This window comes from Methanoregula formicica SMSP (genome assembly GCF_000327485.1).
Classification (GTDB): Archaea; Halobacteriota; Methanomicrobia; order Methanomicrobiales; family Methanospirillaceae; genus Methanoregula; species Methanoregula formicica.
In genome coordinates this window covers 1,778,132-1,801,406 of record NC_019943.1, presented here as the reverse complement: position 1 = coordinate 1,801,406, position 23,275 = coordinate 1,778,132, and the positions used below count along the sequence as shown (strand labels likewise).

The following is a 23,275-nucleotide window of genomic DNA, read 5'->3' as shown; positions in this document are numbered from 1 at the left end:
AGCGCGGGCAGTCCGGTGCTTTGCCGATGCGCTGTTCGACCGCGACACCATCGGCCCGGCCGGCCCTTGGGAATCGGCTCTATCCGGTTGCGGTCTTCCATGCCCAACAGGTATGCGAGAAAGGCGCCAAAGGATGTCTTGCGCTCGTCTCCATTGTCGTAGCCCGCGATCACCCTGCATCGGATCTCTCCACTGCCCATGTCATTCCCGCATCCGGTGAACTGGACAACCGGTTCCGCACATTCCTCCCGGTCATGAGCCGGCTGGAGAGTTATTACATCCCGTCCCGCTAGGGCTTTGATACTGCCGGTCGTGTCCATTACCTGAAATATGATCCGGAAAGGTTACGGAACTGACCAAAACTGCGCTTGAGTTTCTTGAACTCAGTTTTGTATTCTTCGAAGCACAGACCGGAACGTCGCTTCCCCGTTCGCGCGAAGGACTGGAAACGTATTTCCTGAAAACATATTCTCCGTATATCCGCGGGCTTGAGTAGGGTGCGGGCGGGGATTGTATCATCTGTCAAACGAATTCCACAGGATTTTTCTCCAAGATCGCTCTATCTTATAGCAGATGATCCCTCTCTTTGTTGACTGCTCTGATCGTCGCATCGTCATCTTCGGAGGGGGGAATGTGGCTGCACGGAAGGCCGCGTATTTTTCCGGCAAATCGCACCTGACGGTCGTGAGCCGGTCATTTGTCTCCGCATTCGACAGCCTGCAGGCAACCCGGGTCGAGATCGACCTGGAGAAGACAAGCGACCTGAAACTGCTGGACCTGATACGGGACGCATTCCTTGTGATTGGAGCGTTGTCGGACCCGGAGATCAACAACCGGATCGGGCGGCTCTGCCGGGCAAAGGGGATCCTGTTCAACAACGCTGACGGGGAGAGCGGGGACGTTGTACTGCCGGCCGTGACGGGCGGCGACCACTACACGATCGCGATCAGCACGGACGGGGCGAGCCCTGCGGTCTCGCGGTTCATCCGCGAGCAGATCGAGGACGAGTTCCCGGCGCTGGACGCGATGATCGCGCTCCAGGAGCGGCTCCGCGGGGTGCTCAAGGAGAAAGAGCCGGACCAGGCAAAGCGGAATGCGGTGCTCCGGAACGTGCTCAACGATCACGCGATCTGGGAGCAGCTCTTCTCCGACCGCGGGGCTGCCTGGAAGGACGTGGAGCGGAGGTACCTGCATGGCTGAATGCCAGACGGCCCCGCTCGCGATCGCGGGCGTGAGCCACCACACCGCGAACGTGACCATGATCGAGGCGTTCCGTTTCGCGGATGAGCCCGCGTTCCTTGAAGCGGCACGCACCCGGTTCCCGGGTGTGATGCTCCTCCAGACCTGCAACCGTGTCGAGGTCCTGGTTGAAGGCGATGCAGCAGGGCTCCGGGCGTTCCTTGCAGAACAGGGGAGAAAGGACTTCTTCGTGCACGAGGGCCCGGGAGCCCTCCGCCACCTCTTTGCGCTTGCGTCCGGCATCGACTCGATGATCGTGGGCGAAGACCAGATCATCGGGCAGCTCAAAAAATCGCTCTCGGACGCACAGGAGACCGGTACCGCAAGCGAGTTCCTTGAGACCTGCATCAACAAGGCGGTCCACGTGGGCGTGGAAGTGCGGCGCCGGACGCTCATCAACCGGGGCTCGGTCTCGATTGGCTCTGCCGCCGTCACGCTTGCCGAAGCGGAGATCGGGTCCCTTGCGGGGAAGCACATCCTTGTTGTAGGCAGCGGGGAGATGGGACTCCTTGTGGCCCAGGCCCTTGCAGCCAAGCACCTCACGGCGATGTACGTTGCGAACCGGACCTACAAGCGGGCCGAGATCCTGGCCGGCAAGATCGGCGGCAAGGCCGTGAAGTTCAACGAGCTCTACCACTATATCACGCTCTCGGACGTGGTCATCTCCTGCACGGCAGCCCCGCACGCGATCATCCGCAGGGCCGAGCTCGCCCGGGCCATGAAAGACCGGTGCTGGCCGCCTGAAGGTCACCCCCGCCCCCTCATTCTCGTTGACATTGCCCAGCCCCGCGATGTGGAAGAAGGCGCCGGCACGATCGATGGCGTCAGGCTCTACACCATCGATGACCTGCGGTCGGTGAACGAGCAGACCATGAGCACGAGAAAAGCCGAGGCCGACCGGGCGCACGGCTTTGTCGAGGCCGAGCTCTCCCTCTTCCTCCGGCACCTGAACCGCAGGACCGCCGAGTGCTACCTTGCCTCGCTCCACACCTGGGCCGAAGAAGTCCGGGTGCGGGAACGCGAGCGAGCCCTCTCCCGGCTCGGTGCAGCGGACGAGAAGACCATATCAGTCATCGATGACCTGACCCGGGTCCTGACAAAGAAACTCTTAACCGATGCCACGTATTCCGTCCGCACCAGTGCCGAGGAGGGTGATGCAGCGGCTGCCGAAGCGCTCGTCAATGCCATCACAAAAGGCGACCGGATCGAAGGGAAGCCGGAGAAGGAATGACCGGGCAATATCCGTTCGCTCCGGAATTTTAAAATGTGTCCCTGTCCCGGGAGATCCCGGGAAAAGGAACATGCGGAAAAAATGGATTAACCGCTCGATTCATTCGTGGTTTTCATGAGCGTTCCGTTGACGATAAGCCCATCCGGACTCTCAGTAATAAACGACGGAAGATCGCTGGCCGACGTTTTTTCCATTGCTGATAAGGCAAGTGTCTGGGAATTTACCTGGATGATGGTCGGCGTCTGGTCCGTCCCGATACCGGACAGGGATCCATAACTCATTGACAGGCCCATCCAGTTCCTTACGACAACCGTTACCGTATTCATTCCCGGCGTCATCCCTCCCGTCAGTTCGATAATATTATGAACTGTTGCATGGTGGGGCTGGGCATCATAGGTTGCGCCGCTTGGCTGGATCTGAACGGTGAACCCGTCATCCGCCCGTATTCCCGTGAGCGCCCCGGGATCGCCGGATATGTAGACTCGCCCGTTGCCATCCCAGTTACACTGGGAGGTCATGGCGTCGGACTGCGGCCAGTTCTGCGGGTATTTGGTTGCGTCAAATGCAGTCCCCGCAGAGCAGAGTGCGACAATGGGCGGGAGGTTCTTGCTGAATGTTGCGGAGATGGTGTGATCGGCTGTTATTGAAGAGATCGTCTTACTGCTGACAGCTCCTATAGAAGACCCGTCGACTTTGACATCCTCGATCTCATATCCGGCAGCAGGCGTGACAGTGAATGTCAGCGAGCCGCCATAGGGAACGGTATTTTCCCCTGCCGGCGAGATGGATCCCCCGGTTCCTGCTGATGCCGTGACAGTGAGTGTCGGGGCTTTCCCTTCGGTCACATAATAGACGAGACCCCGGGTATTTTTCATGCTCTCGCTGATGCGGTTTTTCGTGATTCCGACAATTGCTGAATTGGTCGAGAAATCTGTATTGTGGGTATTCACGAAGTGCCAGTAGCACTGGTATACGAGCGGGTAGCTCATGCCCCAGGAATACACTGCATGGCTTTTTGCCGAGAATCCCGGTTCGATGATATCATACCGTTCTGTATTCCCGTCATAGAACATCCCCCAGTTCGATGAGACCATGCCCTCATATCTGTTGTGCAGTTCCTCGTAGTTCACGATCATCTGTGAATTCGGGAAGACAACCTGGGAAAATGGCGTATCAATATACTCTAGGGGGATCAGCTGCACCATGGGCGTGTGGAACGGGTTCCCTAGATCCGTCATGAAGTGGCTGGCATAGCCCATGTCCCTGAACGCTCCTTCATAATCATGGGATGAGAACTTGGACTTTGCTGAATTGGCATAATCCCTGAAGTTATCCGGAGCAATGCCGGCGCCGGTAATGGGAGGTGTAATGGAAATGGGAACATATCCATGGTTCATCTGGTGAACCGGAAATGAGTACCAGGAATCGGGCTGAATAGCTGCACCTGCCGCTATTGTTTTCAGATCATCAGGAATATTATCCGCATTTGAAAATGCGGTCAGCATAAACGTAGTATGGGTAGGTTCTGCAAACCACCTGACCGTAGCGGTTTCAGCCTGGACGTTTGCCATATCCTCAGCAATATACCGCTCGATCTCCTGGAATGTCCTGTTCTCCTGGGAAGTCATCGAGAACCTGTAGGGCGTTTTCCCGGGGACTAGTGTTGTGCCATTATCTGTTTTGATGAGCTTGACCGGGTATTTCATCCACGATTTCATCAGGAATAATGACCACTGGATTTTTTTCTTCGCGGTCACGTTTGCAGCTCTGACATAGGAAAGCAGTGCTTTTTGTTCGGTTTTCCCGGCTGCAAGGAAGACCCAGTGCGGGGTTGCGTTCATCAGCGATGCATCGATGGTCAGGTTCTCGATCATTGTATAGGAATCAGGAACCTTGATCGGACACCGGTGTTTCTGGTCGTACCCTTCGTGCGAAAAACGGGAGAATTTCTCTTGTGTCGCATCCAGATCGGCATTGAGTTCTTTTTCCTTACTATCCATGCGTTCTTCTGCTCCCATTACCGGGGATATTATCCCGACGATGAGCAGAATTACCATCAATCCTGTGAAGAAACACTGTTTTTTGTTCATGGTGGTGTTCACTTCCTCTATTCTGCAAGAAAAAAACAGGAAATAAATTTCCTCCGTTATGACCAGTCATATATTTTGCAGAATATGTTGTCTGGTGGAATTAATTAAAAAAATTTAAAGTATTTAGCCATTTCGATTTTATTCTAAAGCTAATAACAAATCGGAATTATTATTTACTCGGATAACAGACTTCAATTCCATTATGGGAGAACGGTTTGCCCAACTCATCATACAAGGCGTTCTTATTGCATTGCTTTTGCTTGCAGCCGGCTGTTCTTCCCATTCCGGACCCCACACGTTCTCCACCCACACCAGTTATATTCTTAATATCCGGACCACGGACCCGCTGACCAATGCGACGTTCTACCTTCCCCTGCCCGTGAAGAATGGTACTCCCAGGGTCGGAACGGTTGCTCTGACTCCGGGCAGCTTCGGGCAATTCGGCGGTTCAACGGATATTGTCCGATTGTCGACTGAGGAGATCGGGAATGTCACGCCCGTAACCGGCAATGAGTCGTCCTGGTATCTCCGTGTTCATGTCGATAATCTTCCAGCATCGGGCACACGAAAAACCCAGTTCCTTGTCGAAATCGACAACTTCACCTTTGTAAAAACCCCTCTGCTGTTTATCGATACGGTGTCTCCGGTCGGAAATGAAGCAGTGTTCCTGCCAGAACCGGTAGTGCCGGCATCACTCCCGGCAACAACCGGGGTCCGGGATTCGCAGTGGAAGAGATCCGCTGGAGTTGTTTCTGTTCGGGAAATCCCCTTTTATGCAGACTATTCCACCGTGCTATCAAACCAGGTGGAGATTTACTCTCTGGTGCTTGGTTCCAATGCCTGGAGAGAATGGGATGACTCCGGCGGATATAATAACTATCAGGACTCCTACGACTGGCACCATACCGGTGAGGCCCATGGCTGGCAGAATGCAACAGGTGAATTCATCTGCGCCAATGGAGTATACCCGAACCTCTCCCACCCGGTCTGGCAGGCAGTAATCAGCCCGACAGCCACGCAATGATCAACATGTGGAACCGCATCGTCTACGTCGCGGTCCCGGTCCTGCTCATCGGATTGCTGGTGCTCGCCGCCGGTTGCTCGGAATTTTCAATAGAGCCACGGATGTTCTCCACAAGTTTTTCCTATGATCTGGGAATTACCTCCACGGAACCACTGTCGAATGTGACCCTGTACCTGCCCCTCCCCGTAAAAAATGGAAAACCCATGGCTGGCCCTGTTATACTGACGCAGCAGTATTTTGAAAACGAGAATTTTTCTGTGGAACTTGTTCAGGCCCCTCCGGGGATTAACCTGAGTGGAATGTACCCGGTTGCGGACAACCAGCCGTGGTTCCTGAAGATCAAGGCAGCGCAGGTTTTCCCGGACAACCATAATGCAATATTCCGTGTCTCAGTTGACAATTTTACCAGAACTAATTCACCCCTTCAGTTCATCGAGACACGATATCCCCTTGACAATGAATCGGTATTCTTACCGAAACGCGATTTCCAGCCGCTCGTGCCCGCCCCGGCTGATTCGCTCTCACTCCATTCCTTACAATATTCTCCAATTCTCATCTCACAGGAGATTCCTATCTATATCGAGTATACAGCATCTCCGGCTGCCCGTGTTAAAGTCTCTTCCAGTATAAGGGGAGGCAATTTCTGGAAGGAGAGATACGATGAATCCGGATATAACTCATATTCCGATTATTATTCCTGGACTAACTGGGATGAATCCCAGGGATGGCAGACAGCCAAAGGGAAATTCGGGTATGCAGATGGACCCTACCCGAACCTCTCCCACCCGGTCTGGCAGGCGGTAATCAGCCCGACAGCCACGCAATGACCAGAATCGCGTGGACCACGGCAAGGATGATCGTTGCGGCCGCCATCCGCATATGCCACGCAAGCGGGATGTTGTGCTTCCCTTTCAGCACAAGGTCCCCAAAGAGTGCCGTGACAAGGAGACAGGAAAAAGAAATAATCCCGAATACAACGGCAAGGGGAATCCCGAACACCGTTGCGGAAGCCAGCAGCAATAACATTTCGCTTGCGTTATTATTCAGATACAATAATGCTTGCGGATTGATCCTGCCAGTGGGAAAAAATGGGTTTATGAGGTCTTCTGGTTCCGACTGGTCATCAGACCGGGAGGAAGAGAAAATCCCCTTTAGGGGATTTTAGAGTACGCTTTCTGTGCGATCGCGATCGCTTCCTTGTCATCGATTGTCGGCCCTGAGATCCGGATCACTTCGAGAATGTTTCCCTTGGTAAAAACAATCTCGACATAGTTCTGCCCGCAGGACCTTGTGCTTGGTTTCTCGTTCGAGACCGCGATATCGGTCAGCGGTCCGGAAGCGGGAACGGATGCCGGGATCGCGACCTGTTCTTTGTCTGGCATGTACCCGATAAATCCCCGGCTGTTCTCACCAAGACCGGTCACGGCAATATCGAAATATTCAAGATCGCTGCAGGACCGGTCAGCGCGGTTGATATACGCGATGACATCCGGCAAACTGCTCTCCTTGTAACCGGCAAGCGAATGGAGGATGACCGTGCCCGGGGCAGCGGACTTCGTGTACTCTGCAACATACCCGGCCTGCCAGCCAAGCGACTGCGCGAGAGGACTTACATCCGCGTCAGTCTTCACGTTGCTCATGGTCAGGACATAGCCTTCGGGAAGATCGGTGCGGTCGAGGGCAATTGAAGGGAGCGAGATCGCGGTTGCGGTAACGGGAGGTGGATTGGCCGTACTGGATGTACACCCCGCCACGGCAAGAACGCTGCAGAGGAGAAGGAAAAGAACAAGAACCTGAGCACTGCGCATTATCGATTATAAAACCGGGTGGAGGAAAAAGATGCCGATACCCTGCGAAACACCCGGACTATTTCTGCTCCTGCTCTTCCTGAGTGCCCCGGATGCAGTAGTAGGCTTTCTTCAGGCCGAGCTCCTTTGTTACCGGGCACGAGGGGCAGATACAGCCTTTCTTTTCAAAGACGCAGTCGGCACTCTTTCCCCCGATACAGAACAGCAGTTCCTCTCCTGCCCGCATGCATTCCGTGTAGCTCGGGCAGGGCCCGCAGATGCACTTCTTTTTGTTCTCGCCAGTTAGAGCCGGGTCTTTTCTGTCCATTTTCTCACCCCGCAATCAACAAGTAGATTATCCCCCTCTCCATGATAATTAAATCATGCCTGCCCCGCTGGTTGGAAGGAAGTTCGGGATCAACATCATTCCGGTTCCGGACAAGGAGGTCTGCAAAAAGATCCGGGTTCTCGGGCTTTCCGGGTCGAGCCGGCAACAGCCAGTCATGAGCAAGTCCGAGGCGCTTCTCGACAAGGCCCTCGCCCAGTACAGGGAATTCGGGTGCACGACCGAATTTATCCGGTTAAAGGACCTGAAGATCTACGAGTGCGAAGGGAATTACTCTGAAAACCCGGCCTACTGCACCTACCCCTGCCAGAGCTCAATGAAGTACGAGGACGATGAGATGCAGAAGGTATACGATGCGGTCCTTGCCTGCGACATCCTCATCCTCGCAACACCCATCCGCTGGAACAACCACTCATCCCTGATCCAGAAGTTCGTGGAACGGATGAACGCCATCGAGAACCAGTACTCGTGGTTTGGCAACCGGCTGATCCGGAACAAGGTCGCAGGACTCATCGTGATCGGTCACGTGGATGGCGTGCAGCACGTTGCCGGCAATCTCTTGAACTTCCTTTCCTGGGTGGGGTTCCACATCCCTGAAGTCGCGATAGCCTCGTGGGTTGGCGAGAACGACGAGGACACCACAAAGGACAAGGACCTGATCGACAACAACCGGTACACACAGGAGGACCTCTCCAACCTTGTGCTCTCCGCCCTCCGGCTCGCGTGCGCCCTGAAACAGCAGTGCGAAAACGAGCAGGAATGCGCCGGCCAGTGACCGGCGCGGTGACCGCCACGGATACTGCAACCATAAATACCATGGACCAAAAAAGTACTCACCAGAAGTAGTGCAGGTGGTGGCAAAAACGAGCATCTTTCCCAAACGCCGGATGCGGAGGACACGGTCCCGGAATATCCAGCCGCTCCTGCGCGAGATCACTCTCTCCAGAAATGACCTGATCGCACCCCTTTTTGTGGACGAGAACATTTCAGAGAAGAAACCCATTTCGGCCATGCCGGGACAGTTCCGGTACCCGGTGAGTGGCATCGCGGGCGAGGCAGCGGACCTCTGGAAGAAAGGGATCCGGGCCATCCTCCTCTTTGGCATCCCGAAGGAAAAAGACGCTGAGGCAAAGTCGGCGTACGACCCGCAGGGCGTTGTCCAGCAGGCAGTACGGAATGTCAAGGGGGCAGTGCCGGGCATGGTGGTCATCACCGACGTCTGCGCCTGCGAGTATACCGACCACGGCCACTGCGGGATCGTAGGCGAGACCCGGGGCGGGACGGACCTCTTAAACGACCCGTCGCTTGTGCTCATGAACCGGATCGCCCTCTCGCACGCGGAGGCGGGCGCGGATATCGTTGCCCCGTCCTGCATGCTGGACGGGATGGTCGGCTCGATCCGGACGGCGCTCGACGAGGCCGGGTACGACGAGGTCCTGATCATGTCGTATTCCACGAAGTTCGCCTCGGCCCTGTACGGCCCGTTCCGCGAGGCGGCCGACTCCGGCTTCTCCTTTGGGGACCGCTCGACCTACCAGATCCATCCCGCGAACAGCCGTGAGGCGCTGCTCGAGTCGCAGATGGATGTTGACGAAGGAGCAGACATCCTGATGGTCAAGCCGGCCGGGTTCTACCTGGACGTGCTCTCGGAGGTCGCGACCCTCGGCCTCCCGGTCGCTGCCTACCAGGTGAGCGGGGAATATTCCATGATAAGGGCCGCAGCACAGAACGGGTGGCTCAGGGAACGGGAGGCCATCATCGAGTCCCTCACCTGCATCAAGCGTGCGGGGGCCGACCTGATTATCACGTACTTTGCCGGTGAAGTTGCAGGGTGGCTCCATGAACACTGAAACAAACAAGAAGAGCAGCGAGCTCTTCGAAGAGGCAAAGATCCTGATGCCCGGCGGCGTCTCAAGCCCGGTAAGGGCGATCAAGCCGTACCCGTTCTACACCACCGGCGCGAAGGGAGCGCACCTGAGGACAGCGGACGGGATAACGCTCATCGACTGCTGCATGGCCTACGGTCCGCTCATTCTCGGCCACGCCCACCCGGAGATCGGCAGCGCCATCGAGGAGCAGCTGGAACGCGGCTGGCTCTACGGGACGCCGTCGCCGTTCGAGCCGGAGTTCGCAAAGATGATAACGGGCGACCACCCGGGCATGGACATGGTCCGGTTCGTTTCGAGCGGTTCGGAAGCAACCATGGCCGCGATCCGGCTCGCACGCGGGTTCACCGGGAAAAAGGACATCGTCAAGATCGAAGGCGGGTTCCACGGGGCGCACGACGCGGTGCTCGTCAAGGCCGGCTCGGGCGCAACAACGATGGGCGTCCCGGACTCGGCCGGCGTGCTTTCCGACCTCGTGGCCCACACCCGGCAGGTCCCCTACAATGATCCTGAGGCACTCGAAGCGGTGCTTGCAAAGAACAGCGATGTCGCAGCCCTCATCATCGAGCCGGTGCTCGGCAATATCGGGCCCGTCCTCCCGCAGGATGGCTATCTCAAGGAGATCCGGAAGATCACGAAGGCGCATGACGTGCTCCTCATCTTTGACGAAGTAATCACGGGATACCGCGTGGGTATCGGCGGGGCACAGAAGAAATTCGGGGTAAAGCCCGATCTCACCACGCTCGGCAAGATCATCGGCGGCGGTCTTCCCATCGGCGCCTTTGGCGGCCGGCGGGAGATCATGGAGCTCGTTGCACCGCAGGGGCCGGTGTACCAGGCGGGGACCTTCTCCGGCAACCCGCTCTCGCTCACCGCGGGCATTGCCACCCTCCGGTACCTGCACGAGAACGCGTCGCTGTATAAGAATCTCGAAGAGAAAGGCCGGGCTCTCGAAGAGGGAATCGGCGATATGGGGGGCGGCTGTTTTGTCCGCCTCGGCTCGATGTTCAAGTATTTCTTCCGGTCATCGCCCCCGAAAGACTATCGCGAGGTGAAGGAATGCGACACTGCGGCCTTCCCGGTCTTCTGGAAGAAGATGCTCGATACCAATATCTTCCTGCCGCCCTCGCAGTTCGAGACCAACTTCCTCTCCGAAGCGCATACCGATCACGATCTCGCCGCACTGGCACAGGCGTACCGGAAATGCCGATAAGGATAGGGACCCGGGGCAGCAAGCTCGCCCTTGTCCAGGCGGAGACAGTCATACAGAAACTCAGCGATCTTGGGATCGAATCCGAGAAGGTTATCATTAACACGCAGGGCGACACTACGACCCATGTCCCGCTCCACGAGATCGGCGGGCAGGGTGTCTTTGTCCGGGCACTGGACGACGCGATCCTCGCGGGAACCATCGACTGCGCCGTCCACAGCATGAAGGATATCCCGGCCATCCGCCCGAGCGGCCTTGTTACCGCCGCCATCCTGAAGCGCGACTCGCCGGCGGATTACCTTGCCCACAAGGGCGAATTTGCCCACGTGCGGGTCATCGGCACATCGAGCACGCGCCGGAAAGCACAGCTCCTCCGGCACGATCCAGGGATCACGATCCGGGATCTCCGCGGGAACGTGGATACCCGGATCCGGAAGATGGCAGCCGGCGAGTACGACGGCATCATGCTCGCCGAGGCAGGCCTCCAGCGGCTCGGCATTAAGATCGACGGCCAGCGGCTCCCTCCGGAAAAGTTCGTCCCGTCCCCCAACCAGGGGACGGTCGCTGTCGTGAGCAGGGCTGACCCCTCGCTCATGGAAGTGCTCTCGGCTCTCGACCACCCGGAGACCCGCACCGACATTGCCATCGAGCGGGCCGTAATGGAACAGCTCGGCGGCGGCTGCTTCACGCCGCTGGGAATCTTCTCCCGCGGCGGGCACCTCATCGCCGAGGTGCTCTCGCTGGACGGGGGCCGGGCCGAGCGGGTCGAGGTTGATGTAAAGGACATCGCCCAGGCACGGGAAGAGGGCGCGAAGCTGAAGGCAAAGGCCCAGGACCTGATAGACGAAGCGTACAAACGACTGGGGATTACCGGATGAAAGGAAAAGTTTACCTCGTAGGATCGGGACCGGGTGCAGAAGGACTTCTCACGCAGCGGGGCCGCGACGTGATTGACAGGGCCGAGGTCGTGCTCTTTGACCAGCTGCCGGGAGAGGAGATCCTCTCGACCCTCCCGGCCGGTGCAGAGAAGATCGACTGCGGCAAGTTCGGCGGGAAGCACAACCTTGAACAGGACGAGATCGAGGCGCTGATGGTGGACCGGGCGCAGAAAGGGAAACGCGTTGTCCGGCTCAAGGGCGGCGACCCCTTCCTCTTTGGGCGGGGCGGCGAAGAGCTCGAGACCGTCCGTGCCGCGGGGATCGAGGTCGAGATGGTGCCGGGGATTACAAGTGCCCTTGCTGTCCCTGCATCGGTCGGAATCCCGCTCACGCACCGGAAGTATGCAAGCCAGGTCACGATCCTGACCGGCAACGAGGACCCGACCAAGGCGGAACCGGCGCTCGACTGGGAGCTGCTGGCAAAGAGCCGGGGCACGATCGTTATCCTTATGGGTGTCGCGAACCTTGCAAAGATTGCGGCAGTGCTGGTGAAGAACGGGAAAGCGGCGGCAACACCGGTTGCCATCATCGAACGCGGCTTGCGGAAGGACCGCCGTGTCACGACCGGCACCCTTGAAACGATCGCGGGTGAGGCACAGAAAGCGGGCGTCAAACCCCCGGCGGTGATTGTCATTGGCGATGTCGTAAACCTGTACGACCCGGCAGAGCCGGACCTCGTTCCCTGGGGGGACTGACCAATCATGGAAATTATCACTACCATAGAAAAGATTGAGAAGGGTATCTACGCGGCCCTGATGGTGATGCTGGTCATCGTCCTTATCACTGCCATGATTGACCTTGCCATGCTCCTTTTTGGTGCGCTCCTCACAACCAGCCCCATCCTGATGGAGTCGTACGAGATGATCAATGTCCTTGGCGCCTTCCTGCTTGTCCTGATCGGTGTAGAACTCCTCGACACCATCAAGGCGTACTTCCGCGAGAACACCATCCATGTCGAGATTGTGATCCTGCTGGCCGTTATTGCCGTGGCGCGGAAGGTCATCCTGATGGACCCCTCGAACATGAACGGTTTTGAGTACGGTTTTGAGATGATGAGCATCGGTGTTATCATTGTCGGTCTCACTGCCGGATACTACCTCATCAAGAAGGCCGGGATAACGATTGGGCCGGGCGGCGTGAAGAAGGGCGGGGAGTGACCGTTTCTTCTGATATTGAATGCGTTTTTCTTAGTAGAAATCATCAAACGAAGAGATGGGGGCTGATGCCCCCATACCCCCCGGGGATGGTTGCCGCAAGGGGGGGACGATCATCAGAATAAGGTTTTCTTCATTATTTTTTCTTCATTATCACCGTAGGCCGTGTGGTTGGAAAAAAGAGAATAGGCTAAAAAAAGTGATGCAGATCCGTGCTCACGCCTTTCCTGTCCCTCTCTTCTCTATCGCCGCATCCTGCTCGTCGAAATACTTCTCCAGCATGACCAGCGATTCGAGGTCCACGTCAGCGAACGCGTCGGGTCCGAACTCGAACGGATTGTCCATGTCGTGGATGAGAAGGAGAAGCCCGATGAGCATCATCGTGATGACCGCAAAGATGATCGCGCCTTCGGCAAGCCCGTCCATCTTGATGAAGAGCAGGAGGAGGATAACACCGCCGGTGGCGATCTCGGCGAGCGCATAGGCTGCCGGGATGAAGTCCGTCCGGATGATCACTTCGATCCGGTTGCAGATGCGGTCGATAGCGCCCATCTCGTTCCGGAGTTTGGCAATCAGCGGCGGGGCGACGTTTGCATAGGCAAGCGCCCGGACATCGTTGTTCAGGAGATCCATGGCCCGGTTGACCTCTTCTATGCTGAACCGGTTTTCGAGCAGGCTGTCCCGGATTGTCCGGTGAACCCCCCGCAAATGCGCCCGGAATGTCTTTGTCATGGACTCGTCCGTGACCGGGAGTACGCGGCTGTCGTTGTACAGGGCCTTGAGCGAGGTGGCAAGTTCGCTTCCGACCTTCTCGCTCTCCTTGAAGTCGGTGAAGGTACCGGTAAAGATGATCGCAATCGTGAAAATGGCGCCCGTGATAAACGCACCCACAACGGGCGTGATCGGGATCACGTCCAGCCCGGCAAGATCGACTGCTGTCCGGACGATGAGGAGGGCGATCATCATGAGGATCGCCTTGAACATGATGCCCCATTTCTTTTTGATCTCTTGCTCCATTGGTACCCGGTACGCTGTCCGGGATTTTAAGATGGCGGTTCATTCCGGCCAACGACCGGTTACGAGTATGAACCGCGTTCAGGACGGTGTGTCCCGCCGTTTCCGGAGCGCCATCGCAGCAGCATATCCGGTCGAGAACGCGGCCTGGAGGTTGTAGCCCCCGGTGTCGCCGTCGATGTCGAGCACTTCGCCGGCAAAGAAGAGACCGGGGACGATCTTCGATTCCATGGTCTTCTGGTTCACGTGCTCCAGTGCAATGCCGCCCCGGGTTGCCATGGCAATGGAGAAGTCCCCGAGCCGGTCGACGACAAACGGGAACTCCGTGCACCGGGTGACGATTTCCTTTCTCTGCGCAGTAGTAAGGTGGGCGCAGGTGAGATCGTCCGGGACGCCCGACAGTTCCAGGATCTTCCGGAGCAGCCGGTCGGGCAGGTGAAGGCCGGCCATCGCGGTCCGGACAAGGCGCGTCCCCTGCGAGAGGAGGAGCCCGGCCAGGTCCCGCTCAAAGGCATCGCGGGGAATCTTCCCGGCAAACGATACCCGGAGCATGTCCCCGGCCGTAAAGTACCGCGATGCATCGAGGATGCCGGGGCCGGAGAGCCCCGTATGCGTGAAGAGGATGTCGCCAGAGAACGAACCGGTTTTCTTCCCGCCATGCCAGAGCGAGAAGGGGATGTCTTCAAACGGGATGCCGGCAAGAGCAGCGAACGGGTAGTCCTGCACCGAGACCGGCGTGAGTGCCGGGGAAAGGTCCGTCACCGGCTGGCCGAGCGCTGCCGCAATCCGTGCGCCGTCGCCCGTGGACCCGGTCTTCGGGTACGAGGCCCCGCCGGCTGTGATGACAACGGAACGTGCAGGGTATGCCCCGGTTCCGGTGGTAATGAGAAAACCGTCTGCGGTCTTCGCCACCGAATGCACCGGCTCCCCGCACCGGACCTCAACACCCCGCGTCCTGCATTCGCCGAGCAGCAGGGAAAGGACATCGGCAGCAGAACGGGTCTTCGGGAAGATTTTGCCGTTCTCCTCCTCCATCATGGCAAGCCCCCGGTCCGAGAAGAACCGGATCAGGTCCGTGTTGGAGAAGCCCATCAGCGCCGGTTTTACAAATTTCCCGTGATCGCCGTACCTCGTAAGGAAATCCCGGATCTCGCCCGCATGGGTGATATTGCACTGCCCGGTCCCCGAGAGCAGGAGCTTTTTTCCGGGCTGTTCGTTCTTCTCGAACAGCACAACGCGGCTTGATGGCGACGCGGCATGGATCGCGCAGAAGAGCCCGGCCGGCCCTCCCCCGATAACAGCAACATCGTACGGATCCATGCCTTTCAGCAGATCAATGTTCTTGTGGCACTTTTTAGTTTGTGCACGCTTATGGTATCGCAGGGGAATACCCTGCGCGCTCTGGCTCGGGAAGGCAGGAACCGTGGCCTGCCACCTGCAGAAACCTCCCGGTAATCATCATCATTTAACGGCCATCACCGCTAATTTCCGGATACTCATGATCGATGCACGCGAGAAGAAGACCATCCTCTTTGTGGCCGCACTCGCAAGTTTCCTCGTCCCCTTCACCGGCTCGTCTATAACCATTGCCCTTCCGGCCATGGCGGCGCAGTTCAACGCGGACGCGGTGATGCTGGGCTGGATCACCTCAGCGTACATCATTTCCGCCGCCATCTTCATCGTGCCGTTCGGGCGGTATGCCGATATTGTCGGGCGGAAGAAGATCTTCTTATCCGGTGTCATCATCTATACCGCCGCATCGCTTGCCTGCGTTTTTGCGCCGTCCGTGGGCTTCCTGATCGCATTGCGGTTCATCCAGGGGATCGGGGGCGCCATGCTCTTTGCCACCTCTCTTGCCATCGTCACCCAGGTCTACGGGACGGGCGAACGGGGATGGGCGCTTGGCGTCACCATCGCAACGGTCTATGCAGGGCTCTCGCTCGGCCCGTTTCTGGGCGGGGTCCTCACCGGTCTCTTCGGCTGGCCGTCCATCTTCCTCGTCAATGTTCCGCTCGGGCTTGTCACCATCGCGTTCACCCTCCGCGGCATCCGGCACGAGTGGGCCGATGCTGCCGGTGAGACGCTTGACCGGGCAGGTGCGGTCATCTATTGCATCATGCTCTTTACGTTTATCAACGGCATGCTCCTCCTGCCGGACCCCGCCAGCCTTGGGTGGATCGGTGCCGCGCTCGTATCCGGGGCAGTCTTTGTCTGGTGGGAGAAACGGGCAGGCCACCCGCTCATCGACTTTTCGGTCTTCTCCGGCAACCGGACATTCGTCTTCTCCAATATCGCCGCGATGATCAACTATGGCGCAACGTTCGGCGTGGGTGTCCTGCTCTCGCTCTATCTCCAGTATGTCCAGGGCTTCACGGCCGCATCTGCCGGCCTCATCCTCGTGGCACAACCCGTCATCCAGATGATCTTCTCACCCATTGCCGGTCGTCTCTCTGACCGTATCGAGCCCCGGATCGTCTCCACGGCCGGGATGGCAATCACGGCGCTCGGCCTCTCCTTCTGCATTCTCCTCTCACCGGAAACACCCCTCTGGGTCATTGTCGGCAGCCTGATGCTGATGGGGCTTGGCTATGGTCTCTTCTCCTCTCCGAACACCAATGCCATCATGAGCTCGGTGGAGAAGCGGCACCTGGCCATCGCCTCGGGCATGAACGCCACCATGCGCTCGATCGGCCAGCTTCTCTCCATGGCAATCGCGATGTTCTGCTTTGCCGTCTTCATCGGGTCGGAGACCATCACGCCCGCAGTCTACCCTGCGCTGATGACCAGCGTCACGGTGGCGTTTATCATCTTCACTGCCCTGTGCGTTGTCGGCATTGCGGCATCCTGGGTGCGGGGAACGATCCATACGGATTCGGACTAACGAACACTAAAATCGAGATCAGTGCACCGGGTGCTGCTGCTGCCTCTGCTTCAGGGCTGTAGTGTAATGGTGCCGAAGCTCTTCCTTCTCCTCGGCCGAAAAGTCCTTCTTCTTGTTTGCGTGGAGGTGCTTTTCCATCTGGCGGACAATGTGCTCTGCCTCGTGGTGGTCCTGGACTTCAAGGTACATCGGCGCCTTGCTCACCTCGTACGCGTGCCCGCAGGTGGGACAGAGTTTCCAGCGCTGGAAATTGTCCACGTACGTGAATGTCACGCACTGCGGGCAGCGTATGATGAGGTACATAATCAGATGGTGATGTACGCGACCATGATATATACATATCGGCATGGTGCGGGGGGGAGAGTTCATACATGGCCTCCCGCAGACAACCCGGACCTGCACCGGCAGGTTCAGCGGTCTGCCGATCCATTCCGAAACCCTGATATCGGCTGTTTGTCTCATAGAGATCTGCATGACTGAACCGATCCAGATCATCGGCGTGCAGGGCCTTCCCCTCATCAAAAAGGGCGACGATGTTGCAGCGCTCATCTGCGACCGCGTCCCGCTGGGCGAGGGCGACATCATCTGCATTGCCTCGACCATCTACTCAAAGGCGAAAGGGTATACCCGGCCCCTGTCGGAGATCACGCCCTCGGAGCGTGCGATCCGGCTGGGCGCTCTGAACGGCGAGGACCCGCGCTTCGTGCAGGCGGTCCTTGATGCGTCAACGGACATCATCATGGAGCACCCGTTCATCCTCTCCGAGCTCTCGTTCGGGCATATCGGTGTCCGGGCGGGCGTGGACCAGAGCAACATCGAGGATGGCATGGTGATCTTCCTCCCCCCCGACCCGATGAAGTCGGCCGACGAGGTCCGCGGGCGGATCCGGGAGATCACGGGAAAGAATACCGGCATCATCATCACCGACACCTGCGGCCGCTCGTTCCGGCGCGGCCAGACCGGCAATGCCATCGGGTGGAGCGGGATGCAGGCGATCCGCGACTTCCGGGGCGATACCGATCTCTTCGGCCACGTCCTCAAGATCACGGAAGAGGCGGTTGTGGACGAGATCGCGGGCTTCTCCAACTTCGTGATGGGCGAGAGCAACAACGGCGTCCCCGCGGTGGTCTTCAGGGGCTGCCCGAAATGGACGGGGCACGACAACCTGTACTTCTCGGGCGAAGAGGATATCACGCGGCGCGTGCTGAAAAAAGAGTGGTCGTAAACGAGGGTTATCCGGGGAACGCGATCTCGAGCGCCATGATGATGATGCCGATCGCAGCTGCGACAACCATCACGGTGATGGGGCTGATATGGATTGCCCGCCGGTCCTCGCTCTCGTAATAGTTGACCAGTCCCGCTGAGGAGAGTAATCTGCCACCTTGCTTCTTTGCCATGCAAATATATTTCATTTTTCGCTATATAAAAGAGAGAGACGCATGACAGACAAAAGCCCGCAGATCATCTCCGGACTGGCGCTGGTGGGAGAGGAGCTCGCGCCCCTGCATGCAGACATCATCGTCGAGCACGGGACGATCACGGCAATTGAGGAGAATCCCCGGGCCCCGCCGCTCTGGATCTGCCCGGCGCTTTTTAATGCCCACACGCACCTTGGCGATACTATTGCCATGGACTGCGGGGCAACCGGCGACCTTGTCTCGCTGGTCACCCCCCCGGACGGCCTGAAGCACCGGCTCCTCCGTGCTGCATCCCGTGACGATCTTGCTGCCGGTATGCGGGCAAGCATCGGGGAGATGATCGGAACCGGAACGGCGGGCTGTGCAGACTTCCGGGAAGGGGGGGAAGAGGGTGTTATCCTGCTGCGGGATGCCAGCAGGGATCTCCCGTTCCATGCCATGGCCTTTGGTCGGGACGGGGGCGAACGTGTTTCCGACGGCACCGGGATCAGCAGCGCCCGGGATGTCGCGGGTGTTGAACGGATTGTCGCGGAAGCGAGAAAGGCGGGGAAGAAGGTGGCGTTCCATGCCGGGGAACGGGATGCAGGGGACGTTGATGCTGCACTCTCATTTGACCCGGACTTCATTGTCCACGGCACCCACGCGACAAAGAAGCAGCTCCGGACCTGTGCGGAGAAGGGGATCCCGGTTGTCATCTGCCCGCGGTCCAACTGGACGCTGGGCGTGACAGATTCGGCAAAGAAACCCCCTGTCATGCTGATGCAGGAACTCGGCTGCACGATCTGGCTCGGGACGGACAATGTCATGTTCGTTCCCCCGGACCTGGGTGGCGAGATGGCGTTCGTCTCGACGCTTTACAAAACCGATCCCGCATCAATCCTGCGATCCGCCATTGCCGGATCGGTGCTGACCGGCTCTCAATTTTTCCTCAGCCCGGGTGCGCGGGCATGCCTGCGGATCATCGACCCGGAACAGAACGCGCTCAAATTCAGCCGCGATCCGGTTACATCCATGGTTAAACGGGCTCCGTTTTCCTGCCGCGGCACAAATGTTTTTAATTCGTAAATTCAATAAAACAGGCATGTTTGTTTTGGGTGATTCCGGTGTTTGCTAATATCCTTGTTGCATTAGACGGCTCACCGGCCGGGCAGAAGGCGCTCGACCGTGCTGTCGAAATGGCCCGGGCAGGAGAAACAAAACTGCACGCGGCCTATGTCGTTGAAACCGGCCTATTTTCTTCCCTTCCTACAGACAATACCGTCGAGATCATGTATAACGTCCTCCAGAAGGAGGGCGAAGCGGTGCTTGACAAGGCAAAGACCGATGCCGCGGCACACGGCATCACCCTCTCCACGCACCTCAAGTTCGGCCACGCGGGCAGCGAGGTCATCGCCCTTGCCGACAAGGTAAAGGCCGACCTCATCATTGTCGGCTCCCACGGCAAGAGCCAGACCGACCGGCTCCTCATCGGGAGCGTTTCCACGTTCATTGTCACCCACAGCAGGGTTTCTACCATGGTGGTGAGATCATAACGGACATGATTGTCAGAGACTACATGACATCGGACGTTGTCCACGTCGAGATCCCGGGCAACCGCGACGATGTCTTAAAGATCCTCAAGCGTACAGGAATTTCCGGCGTCCCGGTCATCAAGAACAAGAAGCTCGTCGGGATCATTACGAGAAAGGACCTCCTCAGTAAGCCCGAGGAGACCCAGCTCGGCCTCCTGATGACGGCAAAACCCGTCACCATCGGACCGGATATGGAGATGAAGGAAGCAGCCCGCATCCTTGTCACAAAGCATATCCGCCGGCTGCCGGTTGTCGAGGACAACCACCTTGTCGGCCTTCTCTCGGTTGCCGATGTGATCCACGCCCTTGCGCAGGTCAAGTGCCGCGAGGAGATCAAGGAGAAGTACACGAGCAAGTCGTTTGCGCTCTGGGAGGAGACCCCTCTGCCGGTCGTGGGCCGGGTCATGGAAATCTCCGGCGTTGACGCAATCCCGATCCTTGATGCCGAGAACCGGCTCAAGGGGATCATCTCCGAGCGTGACCTGATCCGGAACTCCAACATCGAGGACTCCGTCGGCGTCTCCGACTTCTCGAACGGGACTGACGACGACGAGTGGACCTGGGAGAGCATCCGGGACAACCACACCATCAGCTTTGGGATCTCCAAGGTCCAGCTGCCCAACCGCCCGGTCAAGCTTGCCATGGTAAAGAGTGTCGTTTCCGTGCCTCCGAACGCGGAAGTGAGCGAGTGTGCGCTGAAGATGCGGCGTTCCCGCGTAGACCAGTTGCCCGTCGTGAACGGCGACAAGAAACTGGTTGCCATGCTGTACGACCGGGAACTGATCCGGGCGTTCTGTAATGAAGATTCTGAATAAAAACCTTTATCTTTTCACGTAGCCCCAAGTACTTTCAAGCGCTTTTACACCATTTCAGCGTTTATATATTTTTGAGGTATCTCATATGCCTGAACAGTTACCGGAGTCCATGAAGGGGACGACCACGATCGGGATTGTCTTTGCCGACGGGGTGATTCTCGCAACCGAAAAACGGGCGACCATGGGCCTCATGATCGCCAGCAAGAAAGCCAAGAAAGTCTACCAGGTCGCAGACCGTATTGGTATGACCACGGCAGGGGGCGTTGGCGATGCCCAGCAGCTCGCCCGCATCCTGAACGTGGAGTGCAACCTCTACCAGATCCGCCGCTCGCGCCCGATTACCGTCGGGGCAACGGCAACGCTCCTCTCGAACTACCTGAACCAGAACCGTTACTTCCCGTATTACGTCCAGCTGTTAGTCGGCGGCGTTGACGAGAAAGGCCCGAGCGTCTATTCCGTGGACGCGATGGGCGGTGCGACAAAGGAAGAGGAGATCGTTGCCACCGGTTCCGGCTCGCCGATGGCTTATGGTGTCCTCGAGGACCGCTACAAGCCGGGAATGACCGAAGAGATGGCGATCGAGATCGCGGTGCGGGGCCTGAAGTCGGCCATGAAACGCGATGCCGGGTCCGGTGAAGGGATCCACGTCGTAGCCATTACCAAAGACAAATTCCAGACTCTTGGCGAGGATACGATAAAAAAATACCTTGCCAAGACATCAGCCTGAAACCTTTTTTGGGACGTTTAGTATATGCAGATTGAAGAGCGGCTAAAAGAACTCAAAGATAAGATCAATGAGAAGGTGCCCCGCGGCATCAATGTAACGCAGGTCGAGTTTGAAGGTCCGGAGCTGGTCATCTACACGGACGACCCCAAGCGGTTTGCCGATGAGGCCGACCTGATCCGGATCCTGGCCCGCGACCTGCGCAAGCGGATCGTGGTCAGGCCCACCATCCTTGAGGACCCCGAGAAGGCCCACGGCGAGATCAAATCCGTTGTCCCGGAGACAGCCGGCATCACCGATATCTTTTTTGATGCCGACACCGGCGAGGTGCTGATCGAGGCCGAGAAGCCGGGCGTTGTCATCGGCAAGAACGGGGCTACGCTGCGGGAGATCACCAAGCACATCGGCTGGACCCCGAAAGTCGTCCGGACTCCCCCCATCGAGAGCTCTACGGTCAAGCAGGTCCGGCAGTACCTCCGCTCGGTCAACGAGGACCGGAAACAGTTCCTCCGGACCATCGGCCGGCGTATCCACCGCGACCTCCCGGCACGGGGCGACGAGACTGCACGCAAGGACCAGTGGGCCCGGGTCACTACGCTCGGCTGCTGCCGCGAGGTAGGCCGTGCCGCGTTCCTTCTTTCAACCCCCGACAGCAAGGTGCTGATCGATTGCGGGGAAAAGCCCGACAATGCCGGTGCAACCCCCTATATCTATGTCCCCGAGATCTACCCGCTCTCCTCGCTCGATGCCGTTGTCCTGACCCACGCCCACCTCGACCACTGCGCTCTCGTTCCGCTCCTCTACAAATACGGCTACGAGGGCCCGGTCTACTCCACGCCCCCGACCCGGGACCTCTCGGCCATGCTCCAGCTCGATTACCTTGACGTTATCAACAAGGAAGGCCGGAAAGTGCCCTACAGCTCAAACGAGGTCAAGACCTACATCAAGCATTCTGTCACCCTCAACTACGGCAGCGTGACGGACATTGCGCCGGACATCAAGCTCACGTTCCACAATGCCGGCCATATCCTCGGTTCGGCCATCGCCCACTTCCATCTCGGCGACGGTATGTACAACATCGCGTTCACGGGCGACTTCAACTATGCCAAAAGCCGGCTCTTCAACCCGGCCATCAACCAGTTCCCGCGCCTTGAGGCCCTCTTCATGGAAAGCACCTACGGCGGCAGCAACGATTTCCAGCAGGCCCGGGCTGATTGCGAAGGCATGCTTTATGACACCATCAACCGGGTGCTCCAGCGGGGTGGCAAGGTTATCATTCCGGCCTTTTCGGTCGGCCGTTCGCAGGAGGTCATGCTCGCTCTTGAGGAAGGCATGCGGACAAACAAGATCCCGAAAGTAAAGATTTATCTCGATGGCATGATCCGCGAGGCAACCGCGATCCACACCACCTATCCCGAGTATCTCAACACCGACCTGCGCAACCAGATCTTCCGCGAGGGCATGAACCCCTTCCTTGCCGAGTGCTTCCAGCAGGTTGACAGCCAGGACCTCCGCGAGAAAGTCATCGGTGGCGATCCCTGTGTCATCATCTCGACCAGCGGCATGCTCAACGGCGGCCCGGTCATGGAGTACCTCATGAACCTGGCCCAGGACGAGAAGAATGCGCTCGTCTTTGTCGGGTACCAGGCCGACGGGACGTACGGCCGCCGGATCCAGAAGGGCTGGCGCGAGGTCCCGATGGGCAGGAAAGGGACAATCACTATCAATCTCGAGATCGTCACGGTCGACGGCTTCTCCGGCCACTCCGACCGCCGGCAGCTGATGAACTACATCGGCCAGATCTCGCCCCGCCCGGAGAAGATCTTCTGCATCCACGGCGACGAGAACAACACCATCGATCTTGCCAGTTCCATCTACAAGCGCTACCACATCGAGACCCACTCTCCCATGAACCTCGAGACCTACCGCATGGTCTAAAAAAGGGGT

The 23,275-nt window shown here is 58.1% G+C and carries 26 protein-coding genes; 18 read left to right on the top strand and 8 right to left on the bottom strand.

Annotated features, from left to right (window positions below):
- Positions 1–26: 26 nt before the first annotated feature.
- The 3 genes from METFOR_RS09080 to hemA all read left to right on the top strand — a co-directional run bounded on the left by METFOR_RS09080 (position 27) and on the right by hemA (position 2,470).
- Positions 27–293, top strand: coding sequence for a HEPN domain-containing protein (locus tag METFOR_RS09080; protein WP_015285835.1), 267 nt, complete (start codon positions 27–29; stop codon positions 291–293).
- Positions 294–573: 280 nt separating this feature from the next.
- On the top strand, positions 574–1,200 hold the full coding sequence (locus METFOR_RS09075) for a precorrin-2 dehydrogenase/sirohydrochlorin ferrochelatase family protein (RefSeq protein WP_015285834.1): 627 nt from the start codon (positions 574–576) through the stop codon (positions 1,198–1,200).
- Positions 1,193–2,470 (top strand): glutamyl-tRNA reductase, encoded by a 1,278-nt coding sequence (gene hemA, locus METFOR_RS09070; RefSeq protein ID WP_015285833.1) that lies wholly within the window; start codon positions 1,193–1,195, stop codon positions 2,468–2,470. The genes METFOR_RS09075 and hemA overlap by 8 nt, the downstream gene beginning before the upstream one ends.
- An 86-nt stretch (positions 2,471–2,556) precedes the next feature.
- Here the strand turns inward: hemA and METFOR_RS09065 are convergent, their stop codons facing one another.
- The gene (locus tag METFOR_RS09065) at positions 2,557–4,470 is read right to left on the bottom strand and encodes an InlB B-repeat-containing protein (RefSeq protein ID WP_148277650.1); all 1,914 of its coding nucleotides are present in this window, start codon (positions 4,468–4,470) and stop codon (positions 2,557–2,559) included.
- 292 nt (positions 4,471–4,762) lie between these two features.
- On the opposite strand from METFOR_RS09065, the gene METFOR_RS09060 reads away from it, so the two are divergent.
- Entirely contained in the window at positions 4,763–5,584 is an 822-nt protein-coding gene (locus METFOR_RS09060) for a hypothetical protein (protein WP_015285831.1), read from the top strand.
- A gap of 5 nt (positions 5,585–5,589) precedes the next feature.
- Positions 5,590–6,411, top strand: a complete 822-nt coding sequence (locus tag METFOR_RS09055; RefSeq protein WP_148277649.1) for a hypothetical protein — start codon at positions 5,590–5,592, stop codon at positions 6,409–6,411.
- Here the strand turns inward: METFOR_RS09055 and METFOR_RS09050 are convergent.
- The 3 genes from METFOR_RS09050 to METFOR_RS09040 form a co-directional block, all read right to left on the bottom strand.
- Positions 6,389–6,610, bottom strand: a complete 222-nt coding sequence (locus METFOR_RS09050; protein WP_015285829.1) for a hypothetical protein — start codon at positions 6,608–6,610, stop codon at positions 6,389–6,391. The genes METFOR_RS09055 and METFOR_RS09050 overlap by 23 nt on opposite strands.
- Before the next feature lie 125 nt (positions 6,611–6,735).
- Entirely contained in the window at positions 6,736–7,392 is a 657-nt protein-coding gene (locus METFOR_RS09045; RefSeq protein WP_015285828.1) for a hypothetical protein, read from the bottom strand.
- Positions 7,393–7,450: 58 nt separating this feature from the next.
- Entirely contained in the window at positions 7,451–7,699 is a 249-nt protein-coding gene (locus METFOR_RS09040; protein ID WP_015285827.1) for a DUF2769 domain-containing protein, read from the bottom strand.
- A 55-nt stretch (positions 7,700–7,754) separates the two neighbouring features.
- Here METFOR_RS09040 and METFOR_RS09035 point away from each other — a divergent pair, with 55 nt between their 5' ends.
- From METFOR_RS09035 to METFOR_RS09010, 6 genes are all read left to right on the top strand, one after another.
- Positions 7,755–8,492, top strand: a complete 738-nt coding sequence (locus METFOR_RS09035) for a flavodoxin family protein (protein ID WP_015285826.1) — start codon at positions 7,755–7,757, stop codon at positions 8,490–8,492.
- A gap of 94 nt (positions 8,493–8,586) precedes the next feature.
- The gene (gene hemB, locus METFOR_RS09030; RefSeq protein ID WP_048111295.1) at positions 8,587–9,567 is read left to right on the top strand and encodes a porphobilinogen synthase; all 981 of its coding nucleotides are present in this window, start codon (positions 8,587–8,589) and stop codon (positions 9,565–9,567) included.
- Positions 9,557–10,816 (top strand): glutamate-1-semialdehyde 2,1-aminomutase, encoded by a 1,260-nt coding sequence (gene hemL / locus METFOR_RS09025; RefSeq protein ID WP_015285824.1) that lies wholly within the window; start codon positions 9,557–9,559, stop codon positions 10,814–10,816. Before hemB ends, hemL begins: the two co-directional genes overlap by 11 nt.
- Positions 10,807–11,691, top strand: coding sequence for a hydroxymethylbilane synthase (gene hemC, locus METFOR_RS09020; RefSeq protein WP_015285823.1), 885 nt, complete (start codon positions 10,807–10,809; stop codon positions 11,689–11,691). The genes hemL and hemC overlap by 10 nt, the downstream gene beginning before the upstream one ends.
- Complete coding sequence (cobA, locus tag METFOR_RS09015) at positions 11,688–12,446, top strand: uroporphyrinogen-III C-methyltransferase (RefSeq protein ID WP_015285822.1); 759 nt, start codon at positions 11,688–11,690, stop codon at positions 12,444–12,446. Before hemC ends, cobA begins: the two co-directional genes overlap by 4 nt.
- Before the next feature lie 6 nt (positions 12,447–12,452).
- Positions 12,453–12,908: a phosphate-starvation-inducible PsiE family protein gene (locus tag METFOR_RS09010; protein ID WP_015285821.1), complete on the top strand. Its 456-nt coding sequence runs from the start codon at positions 12,453–12,455 to the stop codon at positions 12,906–12,908.
- A 213-nt stretch (positions 12,909–13,121) separates the two neighbouring features.
- On the opposite strand, the gene METFOR_RS09005 is transcribed toward METFOR_RS09010, so the two are convergent.
- Both METFOR_RS09005 and METFOR_RS09000 read right to left on the bottom strand, forming a co-directional pair.
- Complete coding sequence (locus tag METFOR_RS09005) at positions 13,122–13,922, bottom strand: hypothetical protein (RefSeq protein ID WP_015285820.1); 801 nt, start codon at positions 13,920–13,922, stop codon at positions 13,122–13,124.
- Positions 13,923–14,000: 78 nt separating this feature from the next.
- Positions 14,001–15,239: a BaiN/RdsA family NAD(P)/FAD-dependent oxidoreductase gene (locus METFOR_RS09000; RefSeq protein WP_015285819.1), complete on the bottom strand. Its 1,239-nt coding sequence runs from the start codon at positions 15,237–15,239 to the stop codon at positions 14,001–14,003.
- Between the two features lie 178 nt (positions 15,240–15,417).
- Here METFOR_RS09000 and METFOR_RS08995 point away from each other — a divergent pair, with 178 nt between their 5' ends.
- Positions 15,418–16,800 carry an MFS transporter gene (locus METFOR_RS08995; RefSeq protein ID WP_015285818.1) on the top strand — a complete coding sequence of 461 codons (1,383 nt, stop codon included), beginning with the start codon at positions 15,418–15,420 and terminating at the stop codon, positions 16,798–16,800.
- Between the two features lie 18 nt (positions 16,801–16,818).
- On the opposite strand, the gene METFOR_RS08990 is transcribed toward METFOR_RS08995, so the two are convergent.
- Positions 16,819–17,103, bottom strand: coding sequence for a DUF1922 domain-containing protein (locus tag METFOR_RS08990; protein ID WP_015285817.1), 285 nt, complete (start codon positions 17,101–17,103; stop codon positions 16,819–16,821).
- 169 nt (positions 17,104–17,272) lie between these two features.
- Here METFOR_RS08990 and METFOR_RS08985 point away from each other — a divergent pair, with 169 nt between their 5' ends.
- Positions 17,273–18,025: a coenzyme F420-0:L-glutamate ligase gene (locus METFOR_RS08985; RefSeq protein ID WP_148277648.1), complete on the top strand. Its 753-nt coding sequence runs from the start codon at positions 17,273–17,275 to the stop codon at positions 18,023–18,025.
- A 7-nt stretch (positions 18,026–18,032) separates the two neighbouring features.
- Here METFOR_RS08985 and METFOR_RS08980 read toward each other — a convergent pair whose 3' ends face one another.
- Entirely contained in the window at positions 18,033–18,197 is a 165-nt protein-coding gene (locus METFOR_RS08980) for a preprotein translocase subunit Sec61beta (protein ID WP_048110904.1), read from the bottom strand.
- A 42-nt stretch (positions 18,198–18,239) separates the two neighbouring features.
- Between METFOR_RS08980 and METFOR_RS08975 the strand changes: the two genes are divergently transcribed.
- From METFOR_RS08975 to METFOR_RS08955, 5 genes are all read left to right on the top strand, one after another.
- Complete coding sequence (locus METFOR_RS08975; protein WP_015285814.1) at positions 18,240–19,283, top strand: amidohydrolase family protein; 1,044 nt, start codon at positions 18,240–18,242, stop codon at positions 19,281–19,283.
- A 38-nt stretch (positions 19,284–19,321) separates the two neighbouring features.
- On the top strand, positions 19,322–19,750 hold the full coding sequence (locus METFOR_RS08970) for a universal stress protein (protein WP_048111294.1): 429 nt from the start codon (positions 19,322–19,324) through the stop codon (positions 19,748–19,750).
- 5 nt (positions 19,751–19,755) lie between these two features.
- Positions 19,756–20,604, top strand: coding sequence for a CBS domain-containing protein (locus METFOR_RS08965; RefSeq protein ID WP_015285812.1), 849 nt, complete (start codon positions 19,756–19,758; stop codon positions 20,602–20,604).
- An 85-nt stretch (positions 20,605–20,689) separates the two neighbouring features.
- On the top strand, positions 20,690–21,331 hold the full coding sequence (psmB, locus tag METFOR_RS08960) for an archaeal proteasome endopeptidase complex subunit beta (RefSeq protein WP_015285811.1): 642 nt from the start codon (positions 20,690–20,692) through the stop codon (positions 21,329–21,331).
- A 24-nt stretch (positions 21,332–21,355) separates the two neighbouring features.
- A complete protein-coding gene (locus METFOR_RS08955; RefSeq protein WP_015285810.1) occupies positions 21,356–23,266 on the top strand; it encodes a beta-CASP ribonuclease aCPSF1 in 1,911 nt (636 codons plus the stop codon).
- The last annotated feature ends 9 nt before the right edge of the window (positions 23,267–23,275 follow it).